We start from the raw sequence: 22,583 nt of genomic DNA, 5'->3' as shown, positions 1-22,583 counted from the left end.
TCCCTCTTGTGTCTGTGCTGCGTGGTTACGCGGACTTCTCCCGGCGTTCCGTGCGCTGCGCCTTGCGCGGCACGATGGTCGGCAGGACGTTCTCGGTGACGGTATCGGAGTCGACGACCACCTTGGCGACGTCGTCGCGGCTGGGGATGTCGTACATCACCGGCAGCAGGACTTCCTCCATGATGGCGCGCAGGCCACGAGCACCGGTGCCACGCAGGATCGCCTGGTCGGCGATGGCTTCGAGGGCGTCGGTGGTGAACTCGAGGTCGACGCCGTCCATCTCGAACAGCCGGATGTACTGCTTGACCAGCGCGTTCTTCGGCTCGGAGAGGATCTTGACCAACGATTCCTTGTCCAGGTTGGTCACCGAGGCAACCACCGGGAGGCGGCCGATGAACTCGGGGATCAGGCCGAACTTGATCAGATCTTCCGGCATCACCTCGGCGAAGTGATCGGCGGTGTCGATCTCCTGCTTGGAGCGAACCTCGGAGCCGAAGCCGATGCCACGGTGGCCGGTCCGATCGGAGACGATCTTCTCCAGGCCCGCGAACGCGCCCGCCACGATGAACAGCACGTTGGTGGTGTCGATCTGGATGAACTCCTGGTGCGGGTGCTTACGTCCGCCCTGCGGCGGCACACTCGCCTGGGTGCCCTCCAAGATCTTCAGCAACGCCTGCTGCACACCCTCACCGGAGACGTCGCGGGTGATCGACGGGTTCTCGCTCTTGCGGGCGATCTTGTCGACCTCGTCGATGTAGATGATGCCGGTCTCGGCGCGCTTCACGTCGTAATCGGCGGCCTGGATCAGCTTCAGCAGGATGTTCTCGACGTCCTCACCGACGTACCCGGCCTCGGTCAACGCGGTCGCGTCGGCGATGGCGAACGGGACGTTGAGCATCTTGGCCAGCGTCTGCGCGAGGTAGGTCTTGCCGCAGCCGGTGGGGCCGAGCATGAGGATGTTGGACTTGGTCAGTTCGACGACCTCGCCGCGGCTGTCGCGGCCCTTGTCGCCGGCCTGAATGCGCTTGTAGTGGTTGTACACGGCCACCGCGAGAGTGCGCTTGGCGGTGTCCTGCCCGATCACGTAGTTCTCCAGGAAGTCCCGGATCTCGGCAGGCTTGGGCAGCTCATCGAGCTTGACCTCGCTGGACTCCGCGAGCTCTTCCTCGATGATCTCATTGCATAGATCGATGCACTCGTCGCAGATGTACACCCCTGGTCCCGCAATGAGCTTCTTGACCTGCTTCTGGCTCTTTCCGCAGAACGAGCACTTGAGCAGATCGCCGCCATCTCCGATGCGCGCCATCTCGTGGGTCCCTACTTCCTTCGTCCGCGTGCAACCGTCTGTCCAGGTTGCCAGTTATCTGCCGCCATAGTTCTCAACGCCACCGACGAAGTCGCAAACGCGTCGACCGGTTCCGGTGGGTGGGGCAGTGCTGTCAACCGGGAGCAAAGGTCCCTAGGTTGACCGTACCTGGTGTGTGCGATGGAGGTCGACAACTCGAGCATGTTTCTCCGCCGGGTTGTGCGAGTTCTCACGGCACCGGAGCGCGTTGTATCCGTTCAGCAGCCTTTTCCGCTCCGGCCGCTGGGTACATCGGTGCTGGTGACGGAAGCGTTTCCGGGCCGGCCTGGCGACTGAAGCAGTCCGGCCGGGCAGCATGCCACGTGGCACACCTCCCGGCCGGAATTCCCTGGGGTACAGCAATTTACGGGCGAATCGCCGCCGGGATCGGCGATTCGCCCGGTTCGATCACTTCTTCTGCGCGCTGAGCTTGCGGTAGTCGAACACCTGGTCGATGATCCCGTACTCTTTGGCGTCTTCGGCCGTCAGGATCTTGTCGCGGTCGGTGTCCTTGCGGATCTGGTCCGCGTCCTTGCCGGTGTGCCGGGCCAGCGTGGTCTCCATCAGGCGACGCATGCGCTCGATCTCGGCGGCCTGGATCTCCAGGTCCGACACCTGACCCTGGATGCCACCCTCCAGCGACGGCTGGTGGATCAGGACGCGGGCGTTGGGCAGGCAGGCACGCTTGCCGGGGGTACCGGCGGCGAGCAGCACGGCCGCGGCGGAGGCCGCCTGACCGAGGCAGACGGTCGCGACGTCGGCGCGCACGTACTGCATGGTGTCGTAGATGGCCATCAGCGAGGTGAACGAGCCACCGGGCGAGTTGATGTACATGGTGATGTCGCGGTCGGGATCCAGCGACTCGAGCACCAGCAGCTGCGCCATGACGTCGTTCGCCGAGGCGTCGTCGACCTGCACGCCGAGGAAGATGATGCGTTCCTCGAACAGCTTGTTGTACGGGTTGGATTCCTTGACGCCGAAGCTCGAATGTTCGATGAACGACGGCAGGATGTAGCGCGACTGCGGGCTCTGCGGTGCCATACCGCCGAGTGCGCGTGGGTCAAACTGGTTGGCCATCTTCGTCTCCAAAGTCTGTGTGTGTTAGCGGCTGCTGCGCTGAACGGACAAAGAGTCCGGATGGCGCCTAGTCGTTGCCTACGCCGTTGGCCTGGTTCGCGTGACCGATCACGTGATCGATGAAGCCGTACTCCAGCGCTTGCTTGGCGGTGAACCAGCGGTCGCGGTCGGCGTCGATGGTGACCTGTTCCACGGACTTGCCGGTGTGCAGCGCCTGCAGCTCGTTGAGCTCACGCTTGGTGTGCGCGAACTGCTCGGCCATGATCGCGATGTCGGCGGCGGAACCACCGATGCCGGCCGACGGCTGGTGCATCATGATCCGCGCGTGCGGCAGGGCGTAGCGCTTGCCCTTGGTGCCCGCGGTGAGCAGGAACTGACCCATCGACGCGGCCAGGCCCATGCCGAAGGTGGCGATATCGCACTCGACGAACTGCATGGTGTCGTAGATGGCCATACCGGCGGTCACCGAACCACCGGGCGAGTTGATGTAGAGCAAGATGTCCTTGGTCGGATCCTCCGCCGCAAGCAGCAGGATCTGCGCGCAGAGCTTGTTCGCGATGTCGTCGTCGACCTGGGTGCCGAGGAAGATGATGCGCTCACGGAGCAGGCGCTCGTACACCGAATCGCTGAGGTTGAGACCAGCAGTCGCGGATGTCATGACGACCCCTGCCTGATTGACTGTCACGGATACCTGCCTTTTCTTACCGGCTCGTTGGCCGACGGCCATCTCTGGTTCGTTGTCACAAACATTAACGAAGCAGGGCGGCACCGAACTCCCGGTACCGCCCTTTCTTCGCTCACAGCGCAACTTCGCTGGCGCTCAGTTGCGCTGTTCGCGAGGGCGCGCTGTGTCTTTGGTTCACTCGCTTCGCTCGTTCACAGCGCAATCAACGCGGCCTGTTGCCACGTCTCACGCTGGCATTCCATAAAATTTATTCGGCCTTCGCCGCAGCGGTCTCGGTCGAGTCGCCGTCTACCGCCGAATCGGCGGGAGCGTCGGTCGCGGCGTCGGAATCCTCGGGCGCACCGAACATTTCGGCGGTGTCCACCGCGTTGCCCTCGGAATCTGTCACCTTCACCTTGTTGACCACACCGGCGAGTGCCTTGCCGCGCCGGACGTCGGCGAAGATCGCGCCGAGCTGGCCCGCCTGCTGCACCTGCTGGATGAACTGCTCCGGCGCCATGCCGTAGCGCTGCGACTGGAACAGGATCCGCTCGGTGAGCTCGTCCTGGCCGACCTGGGTGTTGTCCGCCTCGGCGATGGCGTCCAGCAGCAGCTGGGTCTTCACCGACTTCTCGGCCGATTCCTTGGCGTCCTTGTCGAACTCTTCGCGGCTGGAGCCCTGGGCCTCCAGCGCCTCGGCGAGCTTGGCCTCGTCGTGGTCGAAGCCGTGCACCGCGTCGTGCGTGACGGCGTCGATCTCGGCCTGCACGACCGCCTCGGGCAGCGGCACCTCGACCTGCTCCAGCAGGGTCTCCAGCACCTTGTCGCGGATCTCGCCGGCCTGCTGCACCTTCTTGTTGCGCTCGACCCGGTTGCGCAGGTCGGCCTTCAGCTCTTCGAGGGTGTCGAATTCGCTTGCCAGCTGGGCGAAGTCGTCGTCGGCCGCCGGCAGCTCGCGCTCCTTGACCGACTGCACGGTGACGGTGATGACGGCTTCCTTGCCCGCGTGCTCACCGGCCACCAGGGTGGAGGTGAAGTCCTTCGACTCACCGGCGGACAGACCGATCAGCGCCTCGTCGAGGCCCTCGATGAGCTGGCCGGAACCGACCTCGTGGGACAGGCCGGTGGTGGAGGCCTCCGGCACGGCTTCGCCGTCCACGGTGGCCGACAGGTCGATGGAGACGAAGTCGCCGTCCTGGACCGGGCGCTCGACGCCGGTGAGGGTGCCGAAACGCTGGCGCAGCGACTGCAGCTGCTCCTCGATGTCCTCGTCGCCGATGGTGAACGCGTCGACGGTCACCGCCAGGTTCTCGTACTCCGGCAGCGTGATCTCCGGGCGCACGTCGACCTCGGCCGTGAACGCCAGCTGCTCGCCGTCCTCGATCTTGGTGATCTCGATCTCGGGCTGGCCGATGACCTTCACCTCGGCGGCGGTGACGGCCTCGCTGTAGCGGCCGGGCAGCACGTCGTTGACGACCTGCTCCAGCACCGCGCCGCGGCCGAGGCGGGCCTCGAGCAGCTTGGCCGGCGCCTTGCCTGGACGGAAGCCGGGGATCTTGACCTGCTTGGCCAGTGCCTTGTACGCGCGCTCGAAGTCCGGCTTCAGTTCCTCGAAGGGCACCTCGACATTGATCCGGACCCGGGTCGGGCTCAGCTGCTCGACGGTGCTCTTCACGGACATGCTCCTTGTTCGTCGTCTGTTCTGGTTGAGACGCGATCCCCCGTCGTCCCGGACTCGATCCGGGAACCCCGGCGCCCGCCGGGCTGGCGAGGGACGCGGCGTACGCATCCCGACCAGGTTAGTTGACCGGCCCCGGCGGGCTGCACTCGGCCGCTTTTCGCCGCCGCTACTTCCCCACGGAGACCGCGTCGGTGACGAAGACCAGCGTCTCGTTCGGCGCGATGCCGCGACCGCCCGCGCCGTAGCCGAGGTCCGGCGGCACGATCAGCAGCCTGCGGGTGCCCTGCTGCACGCCGACCAGGCCCTGGTCCCAGCCCTCGATGACCTGGCCGCCGCCGAGGGTGAGCTGGAACGGCGTCCCGCGGTCGAACGAGCTGTCCTTCTTCTGCCTATTCGACCAGGTGAACAGCGCGTAGTTCATGGTCAGCTCTTGACCGGAGGCCGCGCCGGGGCCGCTGCCCTGGATCAAATCCTTGGTGATCAGTGCCTTGGGCGGGTCACAGTTGTCGGGGATGGTGACCTTCGGTGCGGTGCCGAAGTCGCCGCTCACGCTGATGTCCTCCGCGGTGCATTCGCGGCCCTTGCTCTGCGTGGGCCCGGCCTGCGCCGGTGCGGCGGACTTCGCGGAGGAGGTAGCGGAAGGAGAGGACGACGCCTTGTCGTCCGAGCCACAGGCGACGAGGGTGAACGCCGCCGCGGTCATGGTGGTTATCCCGATGATCCTGCCGAGTGTGTGCATGGCGCGGACCCTACCGCCCGATCCGGCCGCCCCGGCGCGCCACGCGCCGTCCCCAGCTCGCCTTCGCCGCGCCGGAGGCCGCTGGCCTGCGGACCTACCTACAGAACAAGTGATTGATCAGTAGGCTGACGGTGAATCCTCCATCTGGAGTTGCCGATTGATTCGGTGCGGCTGCCGGACCGACGCCGGCGGCGCTCCAGGACCGCTTTCGATGGCCCCGAGCGTGAGGAGAGTCGGCGCATGACCCACTTGGCCAGTGCGGGTGGCGACACCTCGGCCGACAATGTCGGCAGCACGGGCGGCGCGACCGTCGCCCCCCAGCCCTATCGACTGACCGATGCCGCGGGCCCACTGGACCGCGACGAACTGGTCTCGATCGACGCCTGGTGGCGAGCCGCGAATTACCTCTCGGTGGGTCAGATCTATCTGATGGCGAATCCGTTGCTGCGCGAGCCGCTGCAAGCCGAGCACATCAAGCCGCGACTGCTCGGGCACTTCGGCACCGTCCCCGGGTTGAACCTGGTGTGGGTGCATGCCAATCGGGCGATCCGGCAGCGCGGGCTCAACGCCGTTTTCGTCGCCGGACCAGGGCACGGCGGGCCGGGGCCGAACGCGTGCGCCTGGCTGGAAGGCACGTACTCCGAGCTGTACAGCCATATTCCGCGGGACGCGACCGGGATGGGCGCGCTGTTCGCGCAGTTCTCCTTTCCCGGCGGGGTGCCGAGCCACTGCGCGCCGGAGACGCCCGGCTCGTTCCATGAGGGTGGCGAGCTCGGCTATTCCCTGTTGCACGCCTTCGGCGCCGCGCTGGACAACCCCGACCTGACGGTGTTCTGTGTGGTCGGCGACGGCGAGGCGGAGACCGGTCCGCTGGCCACCAGCTGGCATGCCAACAAATTCCTCAACCCGGCGCGCGACGGCGCGGTGCTGCCGATCCTGGCGTTGAACCAGTACAAGATCGCGAATCCGACCATCCTGGCGCGCATTCCAGAGGAGGAGCTGGTCGCGCTGATGCGCGGGTACGGCTACGAGGCGATCATCGTGTCCGGTAGCGATCCCACGGCGGTGCATCAGGCGATGGCCGTCGCGGTGGACACCTGCATGGAACGCATCGCGCAGATCCAGCGCGCCGCGCGGGCCGGCACCGACGGCGTGCGCCCGATCTGGCCGATGATCGTGTTACGCACCCCGAAGGGCTGGACCTGTCCGCCGATGGTGGACGGCGATCAGGTGGAGGGCACGTTCCGGGCGCATCAGGTGCCGTTGCCCGCCGCGCGCTCCGACGCGAGCCACCGTGCGGTGCTGGAACAGTGGCTGCGCTCCTACCGGCCGGAGGAGTTGTTCGACGAGCAGGGCAGGCCGGTGTCGGAGCTGCTCGACCAGGTGCCCCAGGGCGACCAGCGGCTGAGTGCGAACCCGATCGCCAACGGCGGCATGCTTGTTCGTGATCTGAATCTGCCGGACTGGCGCGACTTCGGTGTCGAGGTGGCCGCGCCGGGCGGCAGCACGCACGAGGCGACCAAGGTGCTCGGCGGCTGGCTGCGCGAGGTCACCCGGACCAACCCGGACAACTTCATCACCTTCGCGCCGGACGAGCTGGCCAGCAATCGGTTGCAGGACATCCTCGAGGTGACCGGCCGCAACTGGCAGGCCGAAATCGGCGAATACGACGAGAAACTCGACCGCACCGGCCGGGTGGTCGAGGTGCTGTCCGAGCACATGTGCCAGGGGCTGCTCGAAGGTTATCTGCTCACCGGCAGGCACGGGGTGTTCACCTGCTACGAGGCGTTCATCCACATCGTGGACGCCATGTTCAACCAGCATGCCAAGTGGCTCGACGCCAGCGCGGCGGTGCCGTGGCGGCGCCCCATCGCCAGCCTCAATTACCTACTCTCCTCGCATGTTTGGCGGCAGGACCACAATGGGTTCACCCATCAGGACCCGGGCTTCCTGGACGTGGTGCTGAACAAGAAACCGTCGATCGTCCGGGTCTATCTGCCGCCGGACGCCAACACCCTGCTGTCCACCTACGACCACTGTCTGCGTTCGCGGCATTACGTGAACGTGGTGGTCGCGGGCAAACAGCCGCAGGCGGACTGGCTTTCGGTGAACGACGCGGCCGAGCACTGCGCCCGCGGCATCGGCATCTGGGACTGGGCGAGTCACAACGACAAGCTCGGCACCGTCCCGGATGTCGTGCTGGCCTGCGCCGGAGACGTGCCGACACTGGAAACCCTGGCGGCGGCGGCGATTCTGCGGGATCGGCTGCCGGAGTTGCGGGTGCGGGTGGTGAACGTGGTCGACCTGATGCGGTTGCAACCGCAGGACGAGCACCCACATGGCTTGCCCGACAGTGAATTCGACACCTTGTTCACCCACGACCGGCCGGTGATCTTCGCCTTCCACGGCTACCCGTGGCTGGTGCACCGACTCACCTACCGGCGCACCAACCATGCCGGGCTGCACGTGCGCGGCTACAAGGAGCGCGGCACCACCACCACACCGTTCGACATGGTGATGCTCAACGATCTGGATCGCTACCACCTGGTGATGGACGTCATCGATCGGGTGCCGAGCCTGGGCGAGCGAGCCGCCGGACTGCGGCAGGAGATGGTGGACGCCCGGTGGGAGGCGCGCGCCTGGACCCGCGAGCACGGCGAGGATATTCCCGCGGTCGCAGACTGGAGCTGGCCGTATCAGACCGCTTGAACGGTCATTCCCCTAATCCATCCCCTAATCGCCTGAGCGCGCACGTGTCACCCGCCGAAAACCTGGCGGTAACCCACAGTTGGCGAGTATGTTCCACGACGCCAGCAAGGTAAGTTGAAATGGTTCACTTGTTAGATCTGCTAGATAGCGTCCTCGTCGGGGACCCAGATAGGGAGTACCGGTGTCGGCGTCTGTCGCATCCGCGCGTAAGCCCGAGCTCGTCTCGGTAATCATTCCTGTGTTCAACGGGCTTCCCGATTTGGACGAGCAACTGGCCGGTTTGGCCGAACAGGACTATCCCGGGCCCTATGAGGTGCTGGTCAGTGACAACGGTTCCCGCGACGGGTTGGCCCAGCATATCGATGGCCACCCGCTGACGGAGGCGTTGCGGCTGCGGTATGTCGACAGCTCGGCCAAACCGGGTGCGCCGTATGCCCGCAACAATGCGGCTACCGTTGCGGAGGGCGACTTTCTCGCCTTCGTCGACCAGGACGACCGGGTGCATCCGGGCTGGCTCAGCGCGCTGGTCCGGACCGCCGCCGACTACGACGCGGTGAGCGGTGCCGTCGAAGTGCAGACCCTTAATAGCCCAGAGGTTGCCAGCTGGCGACCGATGCCTGCCCCGGAGGACGGCTTCCCCACCCACTACCTGCCCTACGCGCACGGCAACAACACCAGCTATTGGCGCACGGCCTTCGAGAAGATCGGCGGCTACGACGAGAGCCTGATCGTCGCCGGTGACGATGTCGACATCACGTGGCGGCTGCAGCAGGCCGGGTTGAGCTTCGGCCACGCGCCGGACGCCTTGGTCGCCTACCGCCTGCGCACGACCTACCGCGACACCTGGCGGCAGGCGGTCAACTATGGGCGCGGTGCCGTCGATGTGTACGCCAAGCATCGACCCCTGGGGTGCCCGCGCTTGCCGTTGCCGGCGACGTTCGTGTCGATCGCCATTGTGGTACTGCACAATCCGTTTATTCGGCTGACCAAGAATCGGCTGCCCCGGGGGTTGTGGACGCTGCACGCTGGTGTGCTGGTCGGGCGCATCCGGGGCATGCTGCGCCATCGGGTCTACTACGGGTAACCGGGTTCCGCTGCGCGCGAAAGTATTCGGCGCGGCGGTACTCGACGTTTTCCCCGGTGGCGGGTGACACATTCGAGAAATATTGCGGCAAAGGGGAGTTCGCGAGTATGTTCCTCGATGCCGTCGGGGCGGCACCAGTCCATGTGTCAGATCCGCTAGATAGCGTCCTCTCGAGGACCTAGGGGGAGTATCGATGTCGGCGTCTGCCGTGTCCGCGCGTAAGCCCGAGCTCGTCTCGGTCATCATTCCGGTGTTCAACGGACTTCCCGAGTTGGACGAACAACTCGCCGCGTTGGCCGAACAGGACTACCCGGAGCCCTATGAGGTCTTGGTCAGCGACAACGGGTCCAGCGACGGCCTGGCCGAACACATCGACGGGCATCCGCTCACCGAAACGTTGCGGCTGCGCTACGTGGACAGCTCCGCCACGCAAGGCCCGTCCTATGCGCGCAACAACGGGGCAGCGCTCGCCGATGGCGACTTCCTCGCCTTCGTCGATCAAGACGACCGGGTGCATCCGGGCTGGCTCAGCGCGATGGTCCGGACCGCCGCCGACTACGACGCGGTGAGTGGCGCCGTCGAAGTGACCACGCTCAACAGCCCGGAAGTCGCCAGCTGGCGACCGGTGCCCGCGCCCGAGGACGGGTTCCCCACCCACTACCTGCCCTACGCGCACGGCAACAACGCCGGCTACTGGCGCACGACCTTCGACAAGGTCGGCGGCTACGACGAAAGCCTTTTCGGCGGCGACGACGTGGACATCAGCTGGCGCATCCAGGAAGCCGGGCTGCGCTTGGGCCACGCCGCGGACGCTCTCGTCGCGTACCGGCTGCGCACGACCTATCGCGACACCTGGCGGCAAGCGCTCAACTACGGGCGCGGTGCCGTCGCGGTGTACGCCAAACATCGGTCCGTCGGTTGCCCTCGGCTGCCGTTCCAAGCGACGTGGTTCTCGATAGTGCTTGTGGTGCTGCATAATCCGTTCATCCGGCTCACCCGGAATCGGTTCCCGCGCGGTTTGTGGACGCTGCATGCGGGCGTGCTCGTCGGACGGATCCAGGGCAGCCTGCGCCATCGCGTCTACTACGGGTAACGGACCTGGGATGGAGCATTTTCGCCTGGATTGCCTCGCCTGCGATGAAACTTCCTTGCGCTGGTTCCCGCGACTGGGTCACGATCGCTGAATGCTCCTCACGATCACCTGCACGCCACCGGACGGCGCCGCCTGGCCGGCTACCGACCTCGGATTCTTGCTGCACAAGAATCCCGACCGGGTGCAGGCGTTCGAACAGTCCTACGGCACAGCGCATGTGGTGTATCCGGAGGCGACGGCCAGCCGATGCACCGCGGCGCTGGTGCTGGAAATCGATCCGATCCGGCTGGTGCGCGGACGTTCCCGTGGCACAGCGGATTTCAGCCTCGGCCAGTACGTCAACGATCGGCCGTACGCCGCGTCGTCGCTGTTGTCGGTAGCGATCGGGGCGGTGTTCCGCACCGCACTGCACGGGCGCTGCACGCTGCGTCCGGAGCTGGCGCGGACGGCGCTGCCGTTGCGTATCGAACTGCCCGCGGTGCCGTGCAAGGGTGGGCCGGAGGTGGCGGAGCGGATGTTCGCGCCACTGGGGTGGACGGTGCGCGCCACTCCCCTGCCGTTGGATCCGGCATTTCCGGACTGGGGCGACTCGCACCATGTGCGGCTGGCGTTGACCGGCACCCTGCGACTGGCCGATGCGCTGTCGCACCTCTATGTTCTGCTGCCGGTGTTGGACGGGTCCAAGCACTACTGGCTGGCCGCGGATGAGGTCGACAAGCTGATCCGGGCGGGTGGCGGGTGGCTGGCCGAACACCCGGAGCGGGGGCTGATCACGCGGCGCTATCTGGCTCGGCGGCAGTCCCTGGTGCGGACCGCGCTGGCGCGGCTGGCCGAGTTGGATGAGGTGGAGCCGGAGCAGTTGGGCGCGGTGGAGGAGGTGGACGCTACCGAGGACAGCGCTACGGGCAGTGGTGCGGAAGACGCCGACACCGCGGTGGACGACGGGCACGACGAAGTCGACACCGCGTCGGGCACACCGTCTTTGTCGGTTACTCGACGCGCCGCGGTGCTCACCGCACTGCATGAGGTCGGCGCGCGGCGGGTGCTCGATCTCGGCTGCGGTGAGGGCGTGCTGCTTCGGGAGCTGCTGGCGGACAAGACATTCACCGAGATCGTCGGTGTGGATGTTTCGATGCGAGCGTTGCGCATCGCCGAACGCAAACTGCGGATCGACCGGCTGCCCGAACGGGTGGCGCAGCGACTGACCCTGCGACAGGGCGCGCTCACCTACACCGACGCCCGGCTGCGCGGTTATGACGCGGCGGTGCTGATGGAGGTCATCGAGCACATCGACTTGCCACGGCTGAGCGCGCTCGAGCACGCGGTGTTCGCAGCGGCCGCACCGGGCGCGGTGGTCGTCACGACCCCCAACGCGGAGTTCAATGGGCAGTTCCAGAGGTTGGCGGCCGGTGCGTTCCGGCACGCCGACCATCGATTCGAGTGGACCCGTGCGGAATTCGCGGCGTGGGCCGACGCAGTGGCGGCCCGGAACGGGTATTCCGTGCGATTGGTGCCGATCGGTGTGGCCGATGCCGAGGTCGGGGCACCGACGCAAATGGCAGTGTTCACCAAGGTCGAATCGACCAGCACAGCGACATCGACGAGGGAAGGAGCGGCCTGATGGCGGAGCTTTCGGTACCCGAACTTTCCCTGGTCGTGTTGATCGGCAGCACCGGTTCGGGCAAATCGACGTTCGCGCGCAAGCACTTCCGGTCGACCGCAGTGGTCTCCTCCGACGCCTGCCGCGGCGTCGTCAGCGACGACGAGAACGACCAGACGGCGACGCCGGAGGCATTCGCGCTGCTGCACCACATCGCGGGCGTCCGGCTGCGGCGCGGACTGCGCACGGTCGTCGACGCGACCAACGTGCAGGCCAAATCGCGGCAGGAGCTCATCGCGGTGGCGCGGGCGCACGACGTGCTGCCGGTGGCGATCGTGCTCGATGTACCGGATTCGGTGTGCCTGGAACGTAATTCGGCACGCCCGGACCGGGCGTCCCTCGGCCCGCACGTGGTCGCCAGGCAGCAGCGCGAACTGCGGCGCAGCCTGCGCGGACTGGAGCGGGAGGGCTTCCGCAAGGTGTACGTGCTGCGCGGGGTGGCCGAGATCGAGGCCGCGACCATCGTCGACGAGAAGGCCTGGAACGACAAGCGAGAGCTCACCGGGCCGTTCGACGTGATCGGTGACGTGCACGGCTGCCGGGCCGAATTGGAAACACTGCTCGGCGAACTCGGCTATGTCCTCGACCGCGACGACACGGGGCGCGCGATCTGCGCGCGGCATCCGGCGGGCCGCACCGCGGTGTTCGTCGGCGATCTGGTCGACCGCGGTCCGGACACTCCGGGGGTGCTGCGGCTGGTGATGGGCATGGTGGCGGCGGGAACCGCCCTCTGCGTCACCGGAAATCACGAGAACAAGCTGGTGCGTGCCCTCGACGGCAAGCAGGTGCGGGTGGCGCACGGGCTGGCCGAGTCGCTGGCCCAGCTGGCGGCCGAGGACGAGGTCTTCCGTAAGGCGGCGCACGAATTCTGCCGCGGCCTGGTCAGCCACTATGTACTGGATGGCGGCAAGCTCGTCGTCGCGCACGCGGGACTGAAGGAGGAGTACCACGGCCGCGCGTCGGGGCGGGTGCGGTCCTTCGCGATGTATGGCGAAACCACCGGGGAGACAGACGAATACGGGCTGCCGGTGCGGTATCCGTGGGCCAACGACTATCGCGGCCGCGCGACCGTGCTGTACGGGCACACCCCGGTGCTCGACCTCCAGTGGGTGAACAACACCCTGTGCCTGGACACCGGTGTGGTGTTCGGCGGCAGGCTCTCCGCGCTGCGTTATCCGGAGCGCGAGCCAGTTTCGGTGGCGGCGGAAACGGTGTGGTACGAACCGGTGCGGCCGTTGGCGGCCACTACCATCAGCACCGCCGAGGGCGTGGTGCACCGGGATCCCGGCGTGCTCGACCTGGACGACGTGATCGGCCGCCGCGTCGTGGAAACCCGCTATCACGGGCGCGTCGGTGTGCAGGAAGAAAACGCTTGCGCCGCACTGGAAGTGATGAGCCGGTTCGCGATCGATCCGCGCTGGCTGGTGTATCTGCCGCCGACCATGGCGCCGTGTGCGACCTCGGATCTGCCGGGATATCTGGAACACCCGGCGGAGGCGTTCGCGTATTACCGCGCCGAGGGTGTCGACCAGCTCGTGTGCGAGGAGAAGCACATGGGCTCGCGGGCAGTGGTCCTGGTGACGAGGTCCGCGCAGGCCGCTCAGGACCGATTCGGTGTCGAGGACGGCGGCACCGGGGTGATCTACACCCGCACCGGACGCCCGTTCTTCGACGATCCCGAGCACACCGAGACCCTGCTGACTCGGCTGCGCACGGCGGCCGACGCCGCGGGGCTGTTCGACGAACTGCACAGCGATTGGCTGCTGCTCGACGCCGAGTTGATGCCGTGGTCGGCGAAGGCGATCGGCCTGTTGCGCAACCAGTACGCCGCCGTCGGCGCGGCGGCACGGGCGGCGCTCGGCGCCACCGCCGAAATGCTTGCGGCGGCGACGGAACGCGGACTGGATGTCGCCGACCTGTCGGGCCGCATCGGGGAGCGCAAGGACGACGCCGCGGCGTTCACGGCCGCCTACGGCCGCTATTGCTGGCCGGTCGAGGGCATGGCCGGTCTTCGGCTCGCGCCGTTCCAGATCCTGGCTGCCGAAGGGTCGAATCACGCGATCCGCGAGCATGATTGGCACCTCGCGTTGATCGATCGGTTGGTCGCGGCCGACACCGAGCTGTGCGCCCCGACCGGACGCATGTTCGTCGATCTGACCGACCCGGCCGGGGCGGCCGCCGCCACCAGGTGGTGGACCGAGCTCACCGCGGCGGGCGGTGAGGGCATGGTGGTCAAGCCACGGCAGGCCCTGGTTCGGGGCACGCCGAAGGCCGAGGGCGCGACCGGCAGGCTGGTGCAGCCCGGCGTGAAATGCCGTGGGCCCGAATATCTCCGGATCATCTACGGTCCGGAATACCGGCGCGAGGCCAACCTGAACCGGCTGCGCAACCGTGGACTCGGGCGCAAACGATCGATGGCATTGCGCGAGTACGCCCTTGGCCTGGAGGCGCTGGACCGACTGGCCGCGGGCGAACCGCTGTGGCGGGTCCACGAAGCCGTTTTCGCGGTCCTCGCGCTGGAATCCGAGCCGGTCGACCCCCGATTGTGACGCCGCACACACCGATCGGGGGCTGGCCTCCCCCCAGAACTGGTGGGTAGCGAAATCAGCTGGGGCAGTGCGATTCTCATCGCCAGGCAGGACAGGTAGTCAACCCCGGCACTCCGCTTGCCTGTTGGTCATCCGACCATTTAGGGTGACGCCAACACGATTCATCATCTTGGGGGGAAGTGCCGATGTCGGCCTCTGCTGTCAACTCACCGATCAGAACGCCTGAATTGGTTTCGGTGATCATTCCGGTCTATCACGGGCTGCCCGATCTGGACGTGCAGCTCGCCGGGCTGGCCGAGCAGGACTACCAAGGCCCGTTCGAGGTGATCATCAGCGACAACGAGCCGAGCGCCACCCTGCGCGCGCACATCGAGAAGCACCCCTTCGGCGAGCGGCTGCGGCTGCGCTACCTCGACAGTTCGGACCGGCCGGGCGGGCCATACGCCCGCAACAACGGCGCCGCAGCGGCGTCGGGTGACTTCCTCGTCTTCACCGACCAGGACGACCGCGCGCACCCCGGCTGGCTCAGCGCACTGGTCCGGGCCGCCGCCGACTACGACGCGGTGGGCGGGGCGCTGGAGAACACGACGCTGAACAGCCCGGAGGTCGCCACCTGGCGGCCCGTGCCGCCACCGGAGATCGGCTTCCCCACCCACTATCTGCCGTTCGCGCACGGCAACAACGCGGGCTACTGGCGCGCCGCCTTCGAGAAGATCGGCGGCTTCGACGAAAGCCTCGATCCCGGCGAGGACATGGACATTTCGTGGCGCGTCCAGCAGGCGGGGCTGACCCTCGGCCACGTGCCGGACGCGATGATGGCCTATCGCTTGCGCTCGACCTATCCGGCGGTGTGGAAGCAGGCGGTGGTCTACGGGCACGCCGCGACCAATGTGTTCGTCAAGCACGCTCCGCTCGGCTGCCCGCGGCCGCCGCTGAGCGAGACCTGGACGCGATTCGCGATCGTGGTGCGGCACAACCCGTGGATTCGGGTGACCAGGAATCGGATTCCGCGCGGGCAGTGGCTGCTGCATACCGGCGTGTTGGTCGGGCGGATACAGGCCAGTTTCCGGCACCGCAAGTTCTATTTGTAACTCCGCACAGCTCACGACTCCGGACAACGGCAACTGTCCCAGACCCATTGCACGCGGTAACTGACACACGTTACCGTGGGTGTTAGCAAGCTGCTTGCAACTGTTACCGCAGCGGCTTGCTTGGCGTTCTGGACATAGGAGTCTGACCATGCCGTTAGCGAGCTCAGACGGCGCGCCCGGCGCCGTGCACATGCTCATCGACGACCGCTTCACCGCCGTGGCCGCGAAGTTCTTCGCCATGTTCCGGCGCAAGCGGCAGGGCGGCGGCGCCTTCGCGGTCTACTTGAACGGCGCTCCGGTGCTCGACATCTGGGCGGGTTGGGCGGACAGCGACCGACGGTGGCGGGCCGACACCATGGCGCTGTCGTATTCGACCGGCAAGGGCGTCGCCGCGACGGTCGTGCACCGGCTGGCCGAACGCGGCGTGCTCGACTACGACGCACCGGTGGCGACCTACTGGCCCGAATTCGCGGCGAATGGCAAGGCGGACATCACCGTTCGCGACGTGCTGAACCATCGGGCCGGACTGCAGCGCACCCGCGGCCTGCTCGACGACCCGGCGGACCTGCTCGACCACGACGCCATGGCCGCCGCCATCGCCGCCTCCGCACCCGATCCGCTGCGGTTGCGCGCCTCCGGGTATCACGGGCTCACCTTCGGCACCCTCGTCGCGGAGATCGCGCAGCGGGCGACCGGGCGCGGCTTCCCCGAGGTGGTGCGGACCGAGCTCGCGGAACCGCTGGGCGACAACGACTTCTGGTTCGGTGTCGCACCGCACCAGCGTCACCGGCTGGCCAAGCTGTCGCCGCGACTCGGCATCGCGCGGGTGCCGTTCGACCGGATGATCGCGCCGTTCGCCTCGTTGCGGGCGGTGCACTCGGCGCGCGGCGCGGTCTATGACGGCTGGGCCGATATGACCCTCGGTCAGCAGCCCTATGACGCGATGATGCCTGGTTGGAACGGTGTGTTCACCGCGCGGTCGCTGGCCAAGATGTACGGCGCGATCGCCAACGACGGCATGGTCGGTCATCGCCGCCTGCTGCGGCCGGAGACCACCCGCTTGATCGCTCAGATGCCGCCGAATGGCCGGTTCGACTATGTGCTCGGCGCCGCACCGCATTTCGCGCTCGGCTACCACCGCGGGATCGTCGGTACCCGGCTGACCCGGCGGGCGTTGGGGCACTTCGGTATCGGCGGTTCGGGCGCTCTCGCCATGCCAGGACTCAGGCTTTCGGTGGCCTTTGTCACCAATCACCTCGGCAACCACGCGATGTCACTGGGCGATGCGCGGCTGCCGGTGCTCGCCGCGCTCTCCCAGCGGGCCGCCAGAGGGGTGAAAGATACCGGCGGACTGCCGGATTCGCTCGACGTCGCGGTCGGCTGAGGCGTCAGCCCTCGGGTCGAGTTCGCGCGCACCGCCCGCGGGGTTGTGCGCGGACCGGTGACCGTTTCTCGCCAGCCTGAGTACGATCGACCGTATGGAAAGTGATCCCGACGCCGCGCTGCTCACCCGGCGCCAGCCAGCCGAGATCACCGACAAACGCCTGCTCCGCGGGGCGAAGACACGGCAGACGGTGTTGCGGCACGCGGTCGACATCGCCTCGCTCGACGGGCTGGCGGGATTGAGCTTCGGCGGGCTCGCCACCGAGGCGGGATTGAGCAAGGCGGGCATTCAGACGCTGTTCAAAACGAAGGAAGCCCTGCAGTTGGCTGCCATCGACTATGCGCGTGAGATGTTCGTCGAGGCGGTGATCGAACCGGCCCGGTGCGCACCGCGGGGAGTGGCCCGGCTGCGGGCGCTGATCGAGAGTTGGCTGGCCTATGCCGAGGGTCCGCTGTTCGCCGGTGGCTGCTTCTGGGTCGCGAACGCGCCGGAGCAGGACAGCAGGCCGGGGCCGGTGCGCGATGCGGTATTCCGCGACCGGCGGGCGTGGGTGCACACGCTCGAACGGGAGCTGCGGCACGCGGTGACGGCAGGCGAAATCGCCGAACTCGACGCGGGACTCGCCGCCTTCCAGATCGACGCCGTGCTCTGTGCGACCAATACGGCCTTGCGCATCGGAGACGAGGCAGCCATGCACCGGGCGCGTCGCATTGTCGAGGGTTTCCTTACGCCACCCTGACCCTCACCTCAGGCCGAAGGCTTGTGGGCGACCGCGAAAATGCGGCGGAACGGGAACCAGGTGGTGCCATCGGGCCTGGCCGGGTACGCGACGCGCAGGCGGGGCGCGAGCTCGGTGCGGAATTCGCGCCAGTCCGCGTCGTCCAGGGCGGCACGGATCGGCCGCAGCGCGGTGCCGGTCACCCATTCCAGCACGGGATCCGGCCCCGAGAGACGTTGCAGGTAGGTGGTCTCCCAGACGTCGACGGCGATGTCGTCGACCGCGAGCACCGTCGCGTACTCGGCAGGCGCGGGAACGGCGTCGGCGCTGCGCAGCGCGATTTCGGCCAGCTCGGACCGCCAGCGTGGCTCGGTGGCCAGCGCGCGGATTTCCCGGTGTGACGGTGCGTCGAAGTTGCCGGGCACCTGCATGGCGAACCAGGCGCCGGCGGGTAGGGCGGGGAGCCATTCGGCGAGCAGCGCCAGGTGGTCCGGAACCCATTGCAGGACAGCGTTGCAGACGACTACATCGGTTTCGGGGTCCGGCTGCCAGTCATGGACGTCGAGGACTCGGGCGTCGATGCCCCGTTCCTGGGCTTCCCGCACCATCTCCGGAGAAGAGTCGAGTGCGTCCAGTCGGGCACTCGGCCATCGTTCGGCGAGCACGGCGGTGAGATTGCCCGGCCCACAGCCCAAATCGACTACGCGGCGTGGTTTCTCGGCGTCGATGCGGGCGATGAGCTCGAAGAACGGGCGTGCTCGGTGATCGGCGAAGTCGAGATACTTCTTCGGATCCCACATGCGAAACCCTCCTCGTAAACAGTACGCGCGTACTTAGTACGATTGTACTGTAAGGCGGGAATGGTGCGGCAGAGAGTTTCGCGGGCCGTAACCAAACCGCCCAGTTTGCGGCACTCCCGTGCCGGGTAGTCAGATAGCCAGCACCCACGGCAGGTGCCGCTCCGAATTGTTGCCGCATAGGAATAGGGATGGTCGCCGACCCGGTCGACGGCCGATAATGGTGGCCGTTCCCTCGCGGCGGCCGCTGCCACCGGGCGGGTCAGGCTCGGTATTCGTTCATCAAATGTTGTTGCGCGCGAGCCAGATACAGTGACCTGTATCGGAAAGGTGCGTGAATCATGACGGAAGCCAAATTCGGCATCGGCGATCGAGTCCGCCACGTGTCCCTCGGGCGCTACGGCGTCGTCGTCGGTGTCGACGCGGAGTACTCACCGGCGCACGACGCCAACGACCTCAGCCTCAACCCGGACGTGCGCGACAGCCCGTGGTACCGGGTGACGATGGAGGACGAGCAGGGCGAGTCGGTCGACACCTACCTGTCCGAAGCCCAGCTGGACGCCGAGGGCTGAGCGAGGGGCTACGCACGCTCCGCTCGGGGGCGGAGCGCGTAGGCAGGCACCAACTGGTCCCGGACCAGCAGATCCGGGCGGCCGTCCGCGTACTGCACGCTGAAGGTCACCCGGCCGAGCCAATCACCCGCCACCGTCGGCACCCAGTGCGTCAGCGTCCCGGGCCGCTCGCCGTGCATGATCACGCCGGCTCCATTGGTGTGCTTCGGCGTGCCGGGATCACGAATCACGATGGCATCCAACCGAACCCACACCGGTTTCGGCGGATAGGTGGCCGTCCGGTAGTAGTGGCCCAGCGCGTTCGGATACGTCAGCTCCGGCTCCGTGCCCTCAGTCCGCGGCAGCCCGTCTGTCGAACCCATGTTCGAATGGTAGCGACTGGTCGGTATCCAGCAACCAGGTGGCCACACCAACTCGCCGACCGATTCCAGCGCCAACCACCTGTTCCCGCCCGGAGTCGCCGGACTGTAGCCCGCTGACCTGCGCCAGCCGAGCCCGTTCATTGTCGGGGTGACAGGATTTGAACCTGCGACCCTCCGCTCCCAAAGCGGATGCGCTACCAAGCTGCGCTACACCCCGTTGTTCCTCGCGGCGGTATCGACCGCCGCCGAGGCTGAATTCCGTGTGGAGCGGGTGACGGGAATCGAACCCGCACCATCAGCTTGGAAGGCTGAGGTTCTACCATTGAACTACACCCGCAGGCATACGACATCGATGGGATCGCCACGATGTCGTGTGCGTTCCGACTGTACCGAACCCTGCTTCGCAAATGCCAATCAGCCCCCCGCGCAGCGGGATAGCGCGGGTGTGGTTCGGTCGTCAGCGCAATGCCCGAATGGGCGTCTCGCATGCCAGCCGCCCCGGTCAGGGCGTGGCGCGCGAGTCAGAACTAAATGAAATTAAAAGGGTTCTGTTCCTGGATACTCGGGCGTGTCGGACTGGAAGCGGGGAGCATATGGAGCGCGTGACGACTCCTGTCGGGGGGAGCCGTGGCCCACGGGGTGGCCACCAGTCACGCCCGACCGGTCGCGGAGAGGATGCCACCCATGGGGACATCACGACTCGCCGCCACAGCGCTAGCAAGAATTTGCGCTGTGCCGCCGACCGCCGGGCGTGCTGTGGGCAGGCAAAACCGGCACCACACCCCTACTGGGCCGAAGACGCGCGCATCCTCGGCTACTCACACCGCTACTTCGGCACCGCGACCAGGCAGGCGGCTCCTCGACCCGTCCGCACGGCCCCACGGCGCCGAGGTATCGCGAGTGGCCGTGCGGACCCGCCCGGCGCGCCGTCGCAGCGTGTCGCCAGCGCGTCCTGGCGCGACTTCTCAGCGAACGAAATCCTGGTGTAACGCCAGCGCGATTGCAGCGATCACATACCCGATCGCCATTCGCGAGGGATCGAGAACACGTTGTAAAACAGCGTTTTTCGATGCCGGGTGGCTTGCTAGGATCCTTTTTGCCGGACGGGGGTATCTGGAAAGGGGGCGGTGAGCGTGCGCCGAGCGAGGTGGACACAACCGCGTAGCAGTGCGAACGATCGGGGTGACGTCGGCACCTGTGTCAGCACAGGGCTTCTGGGTACCGACGCCACCTGCGTCGGGTGAGTTCGATGTCGATGGATATCGAGCCCCCCGTCGCCGCGATGGCCCGCGCCTGGGCCCGCGCGGTGTGCGCCGAGCCGGGTTCCGGTGCGGCGCCCCATCAGCTGGAACCGGTACTGATCGAAATCGTCGAGCGCCTGCTCACGCTGGCCAGGTCCGAGCCGTTCCCGGTACCCGAGGCCCGGATGCTCGGCGCCAGGCTCGCCGAGGCGCCGTTCGACCGCATCCGGATGCTGGCGCAGGCCACCAGGTGGCTGCTCGGCTTCCCCTCCGGCGCGCCCGGCTCACTGGTCGCCACCCGCTGGCCGTTCGTCGCGAGCCAGGCGATCGACAGCTATGCCCAGGCATTGCAGGAACGCGCACTGGCACAGCAGGAGCAGAATCTTTCGGCCAAGGTGTCGCTCCGCGTACAGGAGATCGCCGCGCTGCAACACCGACTGCGGCACGAGGCCACCCACGACGCGCTCACCGACCTGGCCAACCGGACGCTACTGCAGGATCGGGTGCGGCTGATGTCGACCGATCCGAACCGCGGCGTCGGCCTGCTGCTGATCGACCTGGACCGGTTCAAGCAGATCAACGACGGCTACGGGCACGCGATCGGCGACGAGGTGCTCGTCGAGCTGGCCAACCGGCTGCGCGAGGTGTGCCCGCCCGACACGGTGATCTGCCGGTACGGCGGCGACGAATTCGTGCTCGCGGTGAACCCGCCGCACAACACGCTCGGCGATCTCGCCCATCGGATCGTGTCCGCGCTGCGCGACCCGGTGTGGTCGACGGCGGGCCCGGTGCCGGTCTCGGCGAGCGTCGGCACCGCCTACTGCCCGCCGGGCAGCGAGTGCGACTTCAGCGATCTGCTACGCCGCGCCGACCGCGCGATGTACTCGGCGAAGACGGCGGGCGGGCGACGGTTCGCGCTGGCCGACGAACCGGAGATCGATACGGCCGTCGCGGGCTGAGTGCTGCGACGGCGGCCCCGCACCCCTAGTCCGGCTGACAGGTGGGGCACCAGAAAAGGTTTCGCGCCTCCATCACGGCATAGGCGATGGGCGTGCCGCACAGGCGGCACAGCGATCCCTGTCGGCGGTACACGTAGGTACGGGGCCGATCCGGCGCGTAGGACGGCTCACCGTGGTCGTCCTCGGGCCGGATGACGACGATCTTGCCGACCCGCACGCTCACTTTCATCAGCGCCACCAGATCGGCCCACATCTCGCCCCATTCGTCGGCCGAGACCGCGGTGCCCGGCCGGTAAGGCGAAATCTGGTGCCGGAAAAGCACTTCCGCGCGGTAGATGTTGCCGACACCGGCGACCACCCGCTGATCCATCAGCAGCGAGCCGATCGGCCTGCTCGAACGGCGAATGCGCTGCCAGGCACGATCGGGATCGGCGCCGCGCCGCAACGGGTCCGGACCGAGACGTTCGGTCAGCGCGAAAACCTCTGGCTCGAGCAGAACTTCGCAGGCCGTCGGGCCGCGCAGATCGGTGCCGAAGCCGGGCCGCCCGTTCGGCATTCCGATCATCCGCATCCGCACCTGCCCGACCGGCTCGCCCATCGGCAGCTCCGACTCGGAGAACTTGCCGTACAGGCCGAGGTGCACGTGCACGACCAGACCCGACTCGTAGTGGTGCAGCAGATGTTTGCCCAACGCCTCGGCCCGGGTCAGGACCTGTCCGTCCACCAGGGCGGCCCCGGCGGCGAACTTGCCCTGCGGGCTGTACACGCGCACCACACCGCCCGCGAGCCGCCGCTGGTGCAGCTTCGCGAGACGGTGCAGCGTAGGTCCTTCAGGCACAGCGGGTTACGACCTCTGGT

The 22,583-nt window shown here is 67.2% G+C and carries 18 protein-coding genes and 2 tRNA genes; 10 read left to right on the top strand and 10 right to left on the bottom strand.

The window, feature by feature from the left end; genetic code table 11:
* Positions 1–25: 25 nt before the first annotated feature.
* The 5 genes from clpX to ACFK0J_RS09555 form a co-directional block, all read right to left on the bottom strand.
* Positions 26–1,306, bottom strand: a complete 1,281-nt coding sequence (gene clpX, locus ACFK0J_RS09575) for an ATP-dependent Clp protease ATP-binding subunit ClpX (protein WP_218475172.1) — start codon at positions 1,304–1,306, stop codon at positions 26–28.
* 447 nt (positions 1,307–1,753) lie between these two features.
* On the bottom strand, positions 1,754–2,422 hold the full coding sequence (locus tag ACFK0J_RS09570; RefSeq protein WP_378738546.1) for an ATP-dependent Clp protease proteolytic subunit: 669 nt from the start codon (positions 2,420–2,422) through the stop codon (positions 1,754–1,756).
* 67 nt (positions 2,423–2,489) lie between these two features.
* Positions 2,490–3,080 carry an ATP-dependent Clp protease proteolytic subunit gene (locus ACFK0J_RS09565; RefSeq protein WP_218475169.1) on the bottom strand — a complete coding sequence of 197 codons (591 nt, stop codon included), beginning with the start codon at positions 3,078–3,080 and terminating at the stop codon, positions 2,490–2,492.
* Between the two features lie 274 nt (positions 3,081–3,354).
* The gene (gene tig / locus ACFK0J_RS09560; protein ID WP_378738544.1) at positions 3,355–4,761 is read right to left on the bottom strand and encodes a trigger factor; all 1,407 of its coding nucleotides are present in this window, start codon (positions 4,759–4,761) and stop codon (positions 3,355–3,357) included.
* Positions 4,762–4,933: 172 nt separating this feature from the next.
* Positions 4,934–5,506 (bottom strand): FKBP-type peptidyl-prolyl cis-trans isomerase, encoded by a 573-nt coding sequence (locus ACFK0J_RS09555; RefSeq protein WP_378738543.1) that lies wholly within the window; start codon positions 5,504–5,506, stop codon positions 4,934–4,936.
* A gap of 240 nt (positions 5,507–5,746) precedes the next feature.
* Here ACFK0J_RS09555 and ACFK0J_RS09550 point away from each other — a divergent pair, with 240 nt between their 5' ends.
* The 8 genes from ACFK0J_RS09550 (at position 5,747) to ACFK0J_RS09515 (ending at position 17,815) form a co-directional block, all read left to right on the top strand.
* Positions 5,747–8,215, top strand: a complete 2,469-nt coding sequence (locus ACFK0J_RS09550; protein WP_378738541.1) for a phosphoketolase — start codon at positions 5,747–5,749, stop codon at positions 8,213–8,215.
* A gap of 181 nt (positions 8,216–8,396) precedes the next feature.
* Positions 8,397–9,299, top strand: coding sequence for a glycosyltransferase (locus tag ACFK0J_RS09545; protein WP_378738539.1), 903 nt, complete (start codon positions 8,397–8,399; stop codon positions 9,297–9,299).
* A 193-nt stretch (positions 9,300–9,492) separates the two neighbouring features.
* Positions 9,493–10,392 carry a glycosyltransferase gene (locus tag ACFK0J_RS09540; protein ID WP_378738536.1) on the top strand — a complete coding sequence of 300 codons (900 nt, stop codon included), beginning with the start codon at positions 9,493–9,495 and terminating at the stop codon, positions 10,390–10,392.
* A gap of 91 nt (positions 10,393–10,483) precedes the next feature.
* The gene (locus ACFK0J_RS09535) at positions 10,484–12,013 is read left to right on the top strand and encodes a 3' terminal RNA ribose 2'-O-methyltransferase Hen1 (RefSeq protein WP_378738535.1); all 1,530 of its coding nucleotides are present in this window, start codon (positions 10,484–10,486) and stop codon (positions 12,011–12,013) included.
* Positions 12,013–14,601: a polynucleotide kinase-phosphatase gene (locus ACFK0J_RS09530; protein ID WP_378738533.1), complete on the top strand. Its 2,589-nt coding sequence runs from the start codon at positions 12,013–12,015 to the stop codon at positions 14,599–14,601. The genes ACFK0J_RS09535 and ACFK0J_RS09530 overlap by 1 nt, the downstream gene beginning before the upstream one ends.
* Positions 14,602–14,786: 185 nt before the next feature.
* The gene (locus ACFK0J_RS09525) at positions 14,787–15,692 is read left to right on the top strand and encodes a glycosyltransferase (RefSeq protein ID WP_378738532.1); all 906 of its coding nucleotides are present in this window, start codon (positions 14,787–14,789) and stop codon (positions 15,690–15,692) included.
* 148 nt (positions 15,693–15,840) lie between these two features.
* Positions 15,841–17,076, top strand: a complete 1,236-nt coding sequence (locus ACFK0J_RS09520; RefSeq protein ID WP_378738530.1) for a serine hydrolase domain-containing protein — start codon at positions 15,841–15,843, stop codon at positions 17,074–17,076.
* Positions 17,077–17,170: 94 nt separating this feature from the next.
* Positions 17,171–17,815, top strand: a complete 645-nt coding sequence (locus tag ACFK0J_RS09515) for a TetR/AcrR family transcriptional regulator (RefSeq protein WP_378738528.1) — start codon at positions 17,171–17,173, stop codon at positions 17,813–17,815.
* 8 nt (positions 17,816–17,823) lie between these two features.
* On the opposite strand, the gene ACFK0J_RS09510 is transcribed toward ACFK0J_RS09515, so the two are convergent.
* Positions 17,824–18,594, bottom strand: coding sequence for a trans-aconitate 2-methyltransferase (locus ACFK0J_RS09510; protein WP_378738526.1), 771 nt, complete (start codon positions 18,592–18,594; stop codon positions 17,824–17,826).
* Between the two features lie 338 nt (positions 18,595–18,932).
* Here ACFK0J_RS09510 and hspQ point away from each other — a divergent pair, with 338 nt between their 5' ends.
* Positions 18,933–19,163, top strand: coding sequence for a heat shock protein HspQ (gene hspQ, locus ACFK0J_RS09505; RefSeq protein WP_378738524.1), 231 nt, complete (start codon positions 18,933–18,935; stop codon positions 19,161–19,163).
* Positions 19,164–19,171: 8 nt separating this feature from the next.
* On the opposite strand, the gene ACFK0J_RS09500 is transcribed toward hspQ, so the two are convergent.
* The 3 genes from ACFK0J_RS09500 to ACFK0J_RS09490 form a co-directional block, all read right to left on the bottom strand.
* Positions 19,172–19,525, bottom strand: coding sequence for a hypothetical protein (locus ACFK0J_RS09500; RefSeq protein ID WP_246634426.1), 354 nt, complete (start codon positions 19,523–19,525; stop codon positions 19,172–19,174).
* A gap of 143 nt (positions 19,526–19,668) precedes the next feature.
* A tRNA-Pro gene (locus ACFK0J_RS09495) sits at positions 19,669–19,742 on the bottom strand.
* 46 nt (positions 19,743–19,788) lie between these two features.
* Positions 19,789–19,862: transfer RNA gene (locus tag ACFK0J_RS09490), tRNA-Gly, on the bottom strand.
* 918 nt (positions 19,863–20,780) lie between these two features.
* Here ACFK0J_RS09490 and ACFK0J_RS09485 point away from each other — a divergent pair.
* Entirely contained in the window at positions 20,781–21,725 is a 945-nt protein-coding gene (locus ACFK0J_RS09485; RefSeq protein WP_378738522.1) for a diguanylate cyclase domain-containing protein, read from the top strand.
* A gap of 25 nt (positions 21,726–21,750) precedes the next feature.
* On the opposite strand, the gene ACFK0J_RS09480 is transcribed toward ACFK0J_RS09485, so the two are convergent.
* Positions 21,751–22,563: an Fpg/Nei family DNA glycosylase gene (locus ACFK0J_RS09480; RefSeq protein WP_218475143.1), complete on the bottom strand. Its 813-nt coding sequence runs from the start codon at positions 22,561–22,563 to the stop codon at positions 21,751–21,753.
* Positions 22,564–22,583 lie beyond the last annotated feature (20 nt).

Origin of the sequence: Nocardia brasiliensis, assembly GCF_042691675.1 — a bacterium.
GTDB classification, from domain to species: domain Bacteria; phylum Actinomycetota; class Actinomycetes; order Mycobacteriales; family Mycobacteriaceae; genus Nocardia; species Nocardia brasiliensis_D.
The sequence above is the reverse complement of the archived record's forward strand: the minus strand, read 5'-3'. Positions and strand labels throughout refer to the sequence as shown.

What these genes read in the sequence shown, in the direction of transcription:
- clpX (WP_218475172.1), bottom strand. Translation starts at nt 1,306, where the DNA reads ATGGCGCGCATCGGAGATGGCGGCGATCTGCTCAAGTGCTCGTTCTGC.
- ACFK0J_RS09570 (WP_378738546.1), bottom strand. Translation starts at nt 2,422, where the DNA reads ATGGCCAACCAGTTTGACCCACGCGCACTCGGCGGTATGGCACCGCAG.
- ACFK0J_RS09565 (WP_218475169.1), bottom strand. Translation starts at nt 3,080, where the DNA reads ATGACATCCGCGACTGCTGGTCTCAACCTCAGCGATTCGGTGTACGAG.
- ACFK0J_RS09555 (WP_378738543.1), bottom strand. Translation starts at nt 5,506, where the DNA reads ATGCACACACTCGGCAGGATCATCGGGATAACCACCATGACCGCGGCG.
- ACFK0J_RS09550 (WP_378738541.1), top strand. Translation starts at nt 5,747, where the DNA reads ATGACCCACTTGGCCAGTGCGGGTGGCGACACCTCGGCCGACAATGTC.
- ACFK0J_RS09540 (WP_378738536.1), top strand. Translation starts at nt 9,493, where the DNA reads ATGTCGGCGTCTGCCGTGTCCGCGCGTAAGCCCGAGCTCGTCTCGGTC.
- ACFK0J_RS09535 (WP_378738535.1), top strand. Translation starts at nt 10,484, where the DNA reads ATGCTCCTCACGATCACCTGCACGCCACCGGACGGCGCCGCCTGGCCG.
- ACFK0J_RS09530 (WP_378738533.1), top strand. Translation starts at nt 12,013, where the DNA reads ATGGCGGAGCTTTCGGTACCCGAACTTTCCCTGGTCGTGTTGATCGGC.
- ACFK0J_RS09525 (WP_378738532.1), top strand. Translation starts at nt 14,787, where the DNA reads ATGTCGGCCTCTGCTGTCAACTCACCGATCAGAACGCCTGAATTGGTT.
- ACFK0J_RS09520 (WP_378738530.1), top strand. Translation starts at nt 15,841, where the DNA reads ATGCCGTTAGCGAGCTCAGACGGCGCGCCCGGCGCCGTGCACATGCTC.
- ACFK0J_RS09515 (WP_378738528.1), top strand. Translation starts at nt 17,171, where the DNA reads ATGGAAAGTGATCCCGACGCCGCGCTGCTCACCCGGCGCCAGCCAGCC.
- ACFK0J_RS09510 (WP_378738526.1), bottom strand. Translation starts at nt 18,594, where the DNA reads ATGTGGGATCCGAAGAAGTATCTCGACTTCGCCGATCACCGAGCACGC.
- hspQ (WP_378738524.1), top strand. Translation starts at nt 18,933, where the DNA reads ATGACGGAAGCCAAATTCGGCATCGGCGATCGAGTCCGCCACGTGTCC.
- ACFK0J_RS09500 (WP_246634426.1), bottom strand. Translation starts at nt 19,525, where the DNA reads ATGGGTTCGACAGACGGGCTGCCGCGGACTGAGGGCACGGAGCCGGAG.
- ACFK0J_RS09485 (WP_378738522.1), top strand. Translation starts at nt 20,781, where the DNA reads ATGGATATCGAGCCCCCCGTCGCCGCGATGGCCCGCGCCTGGGCCCGC.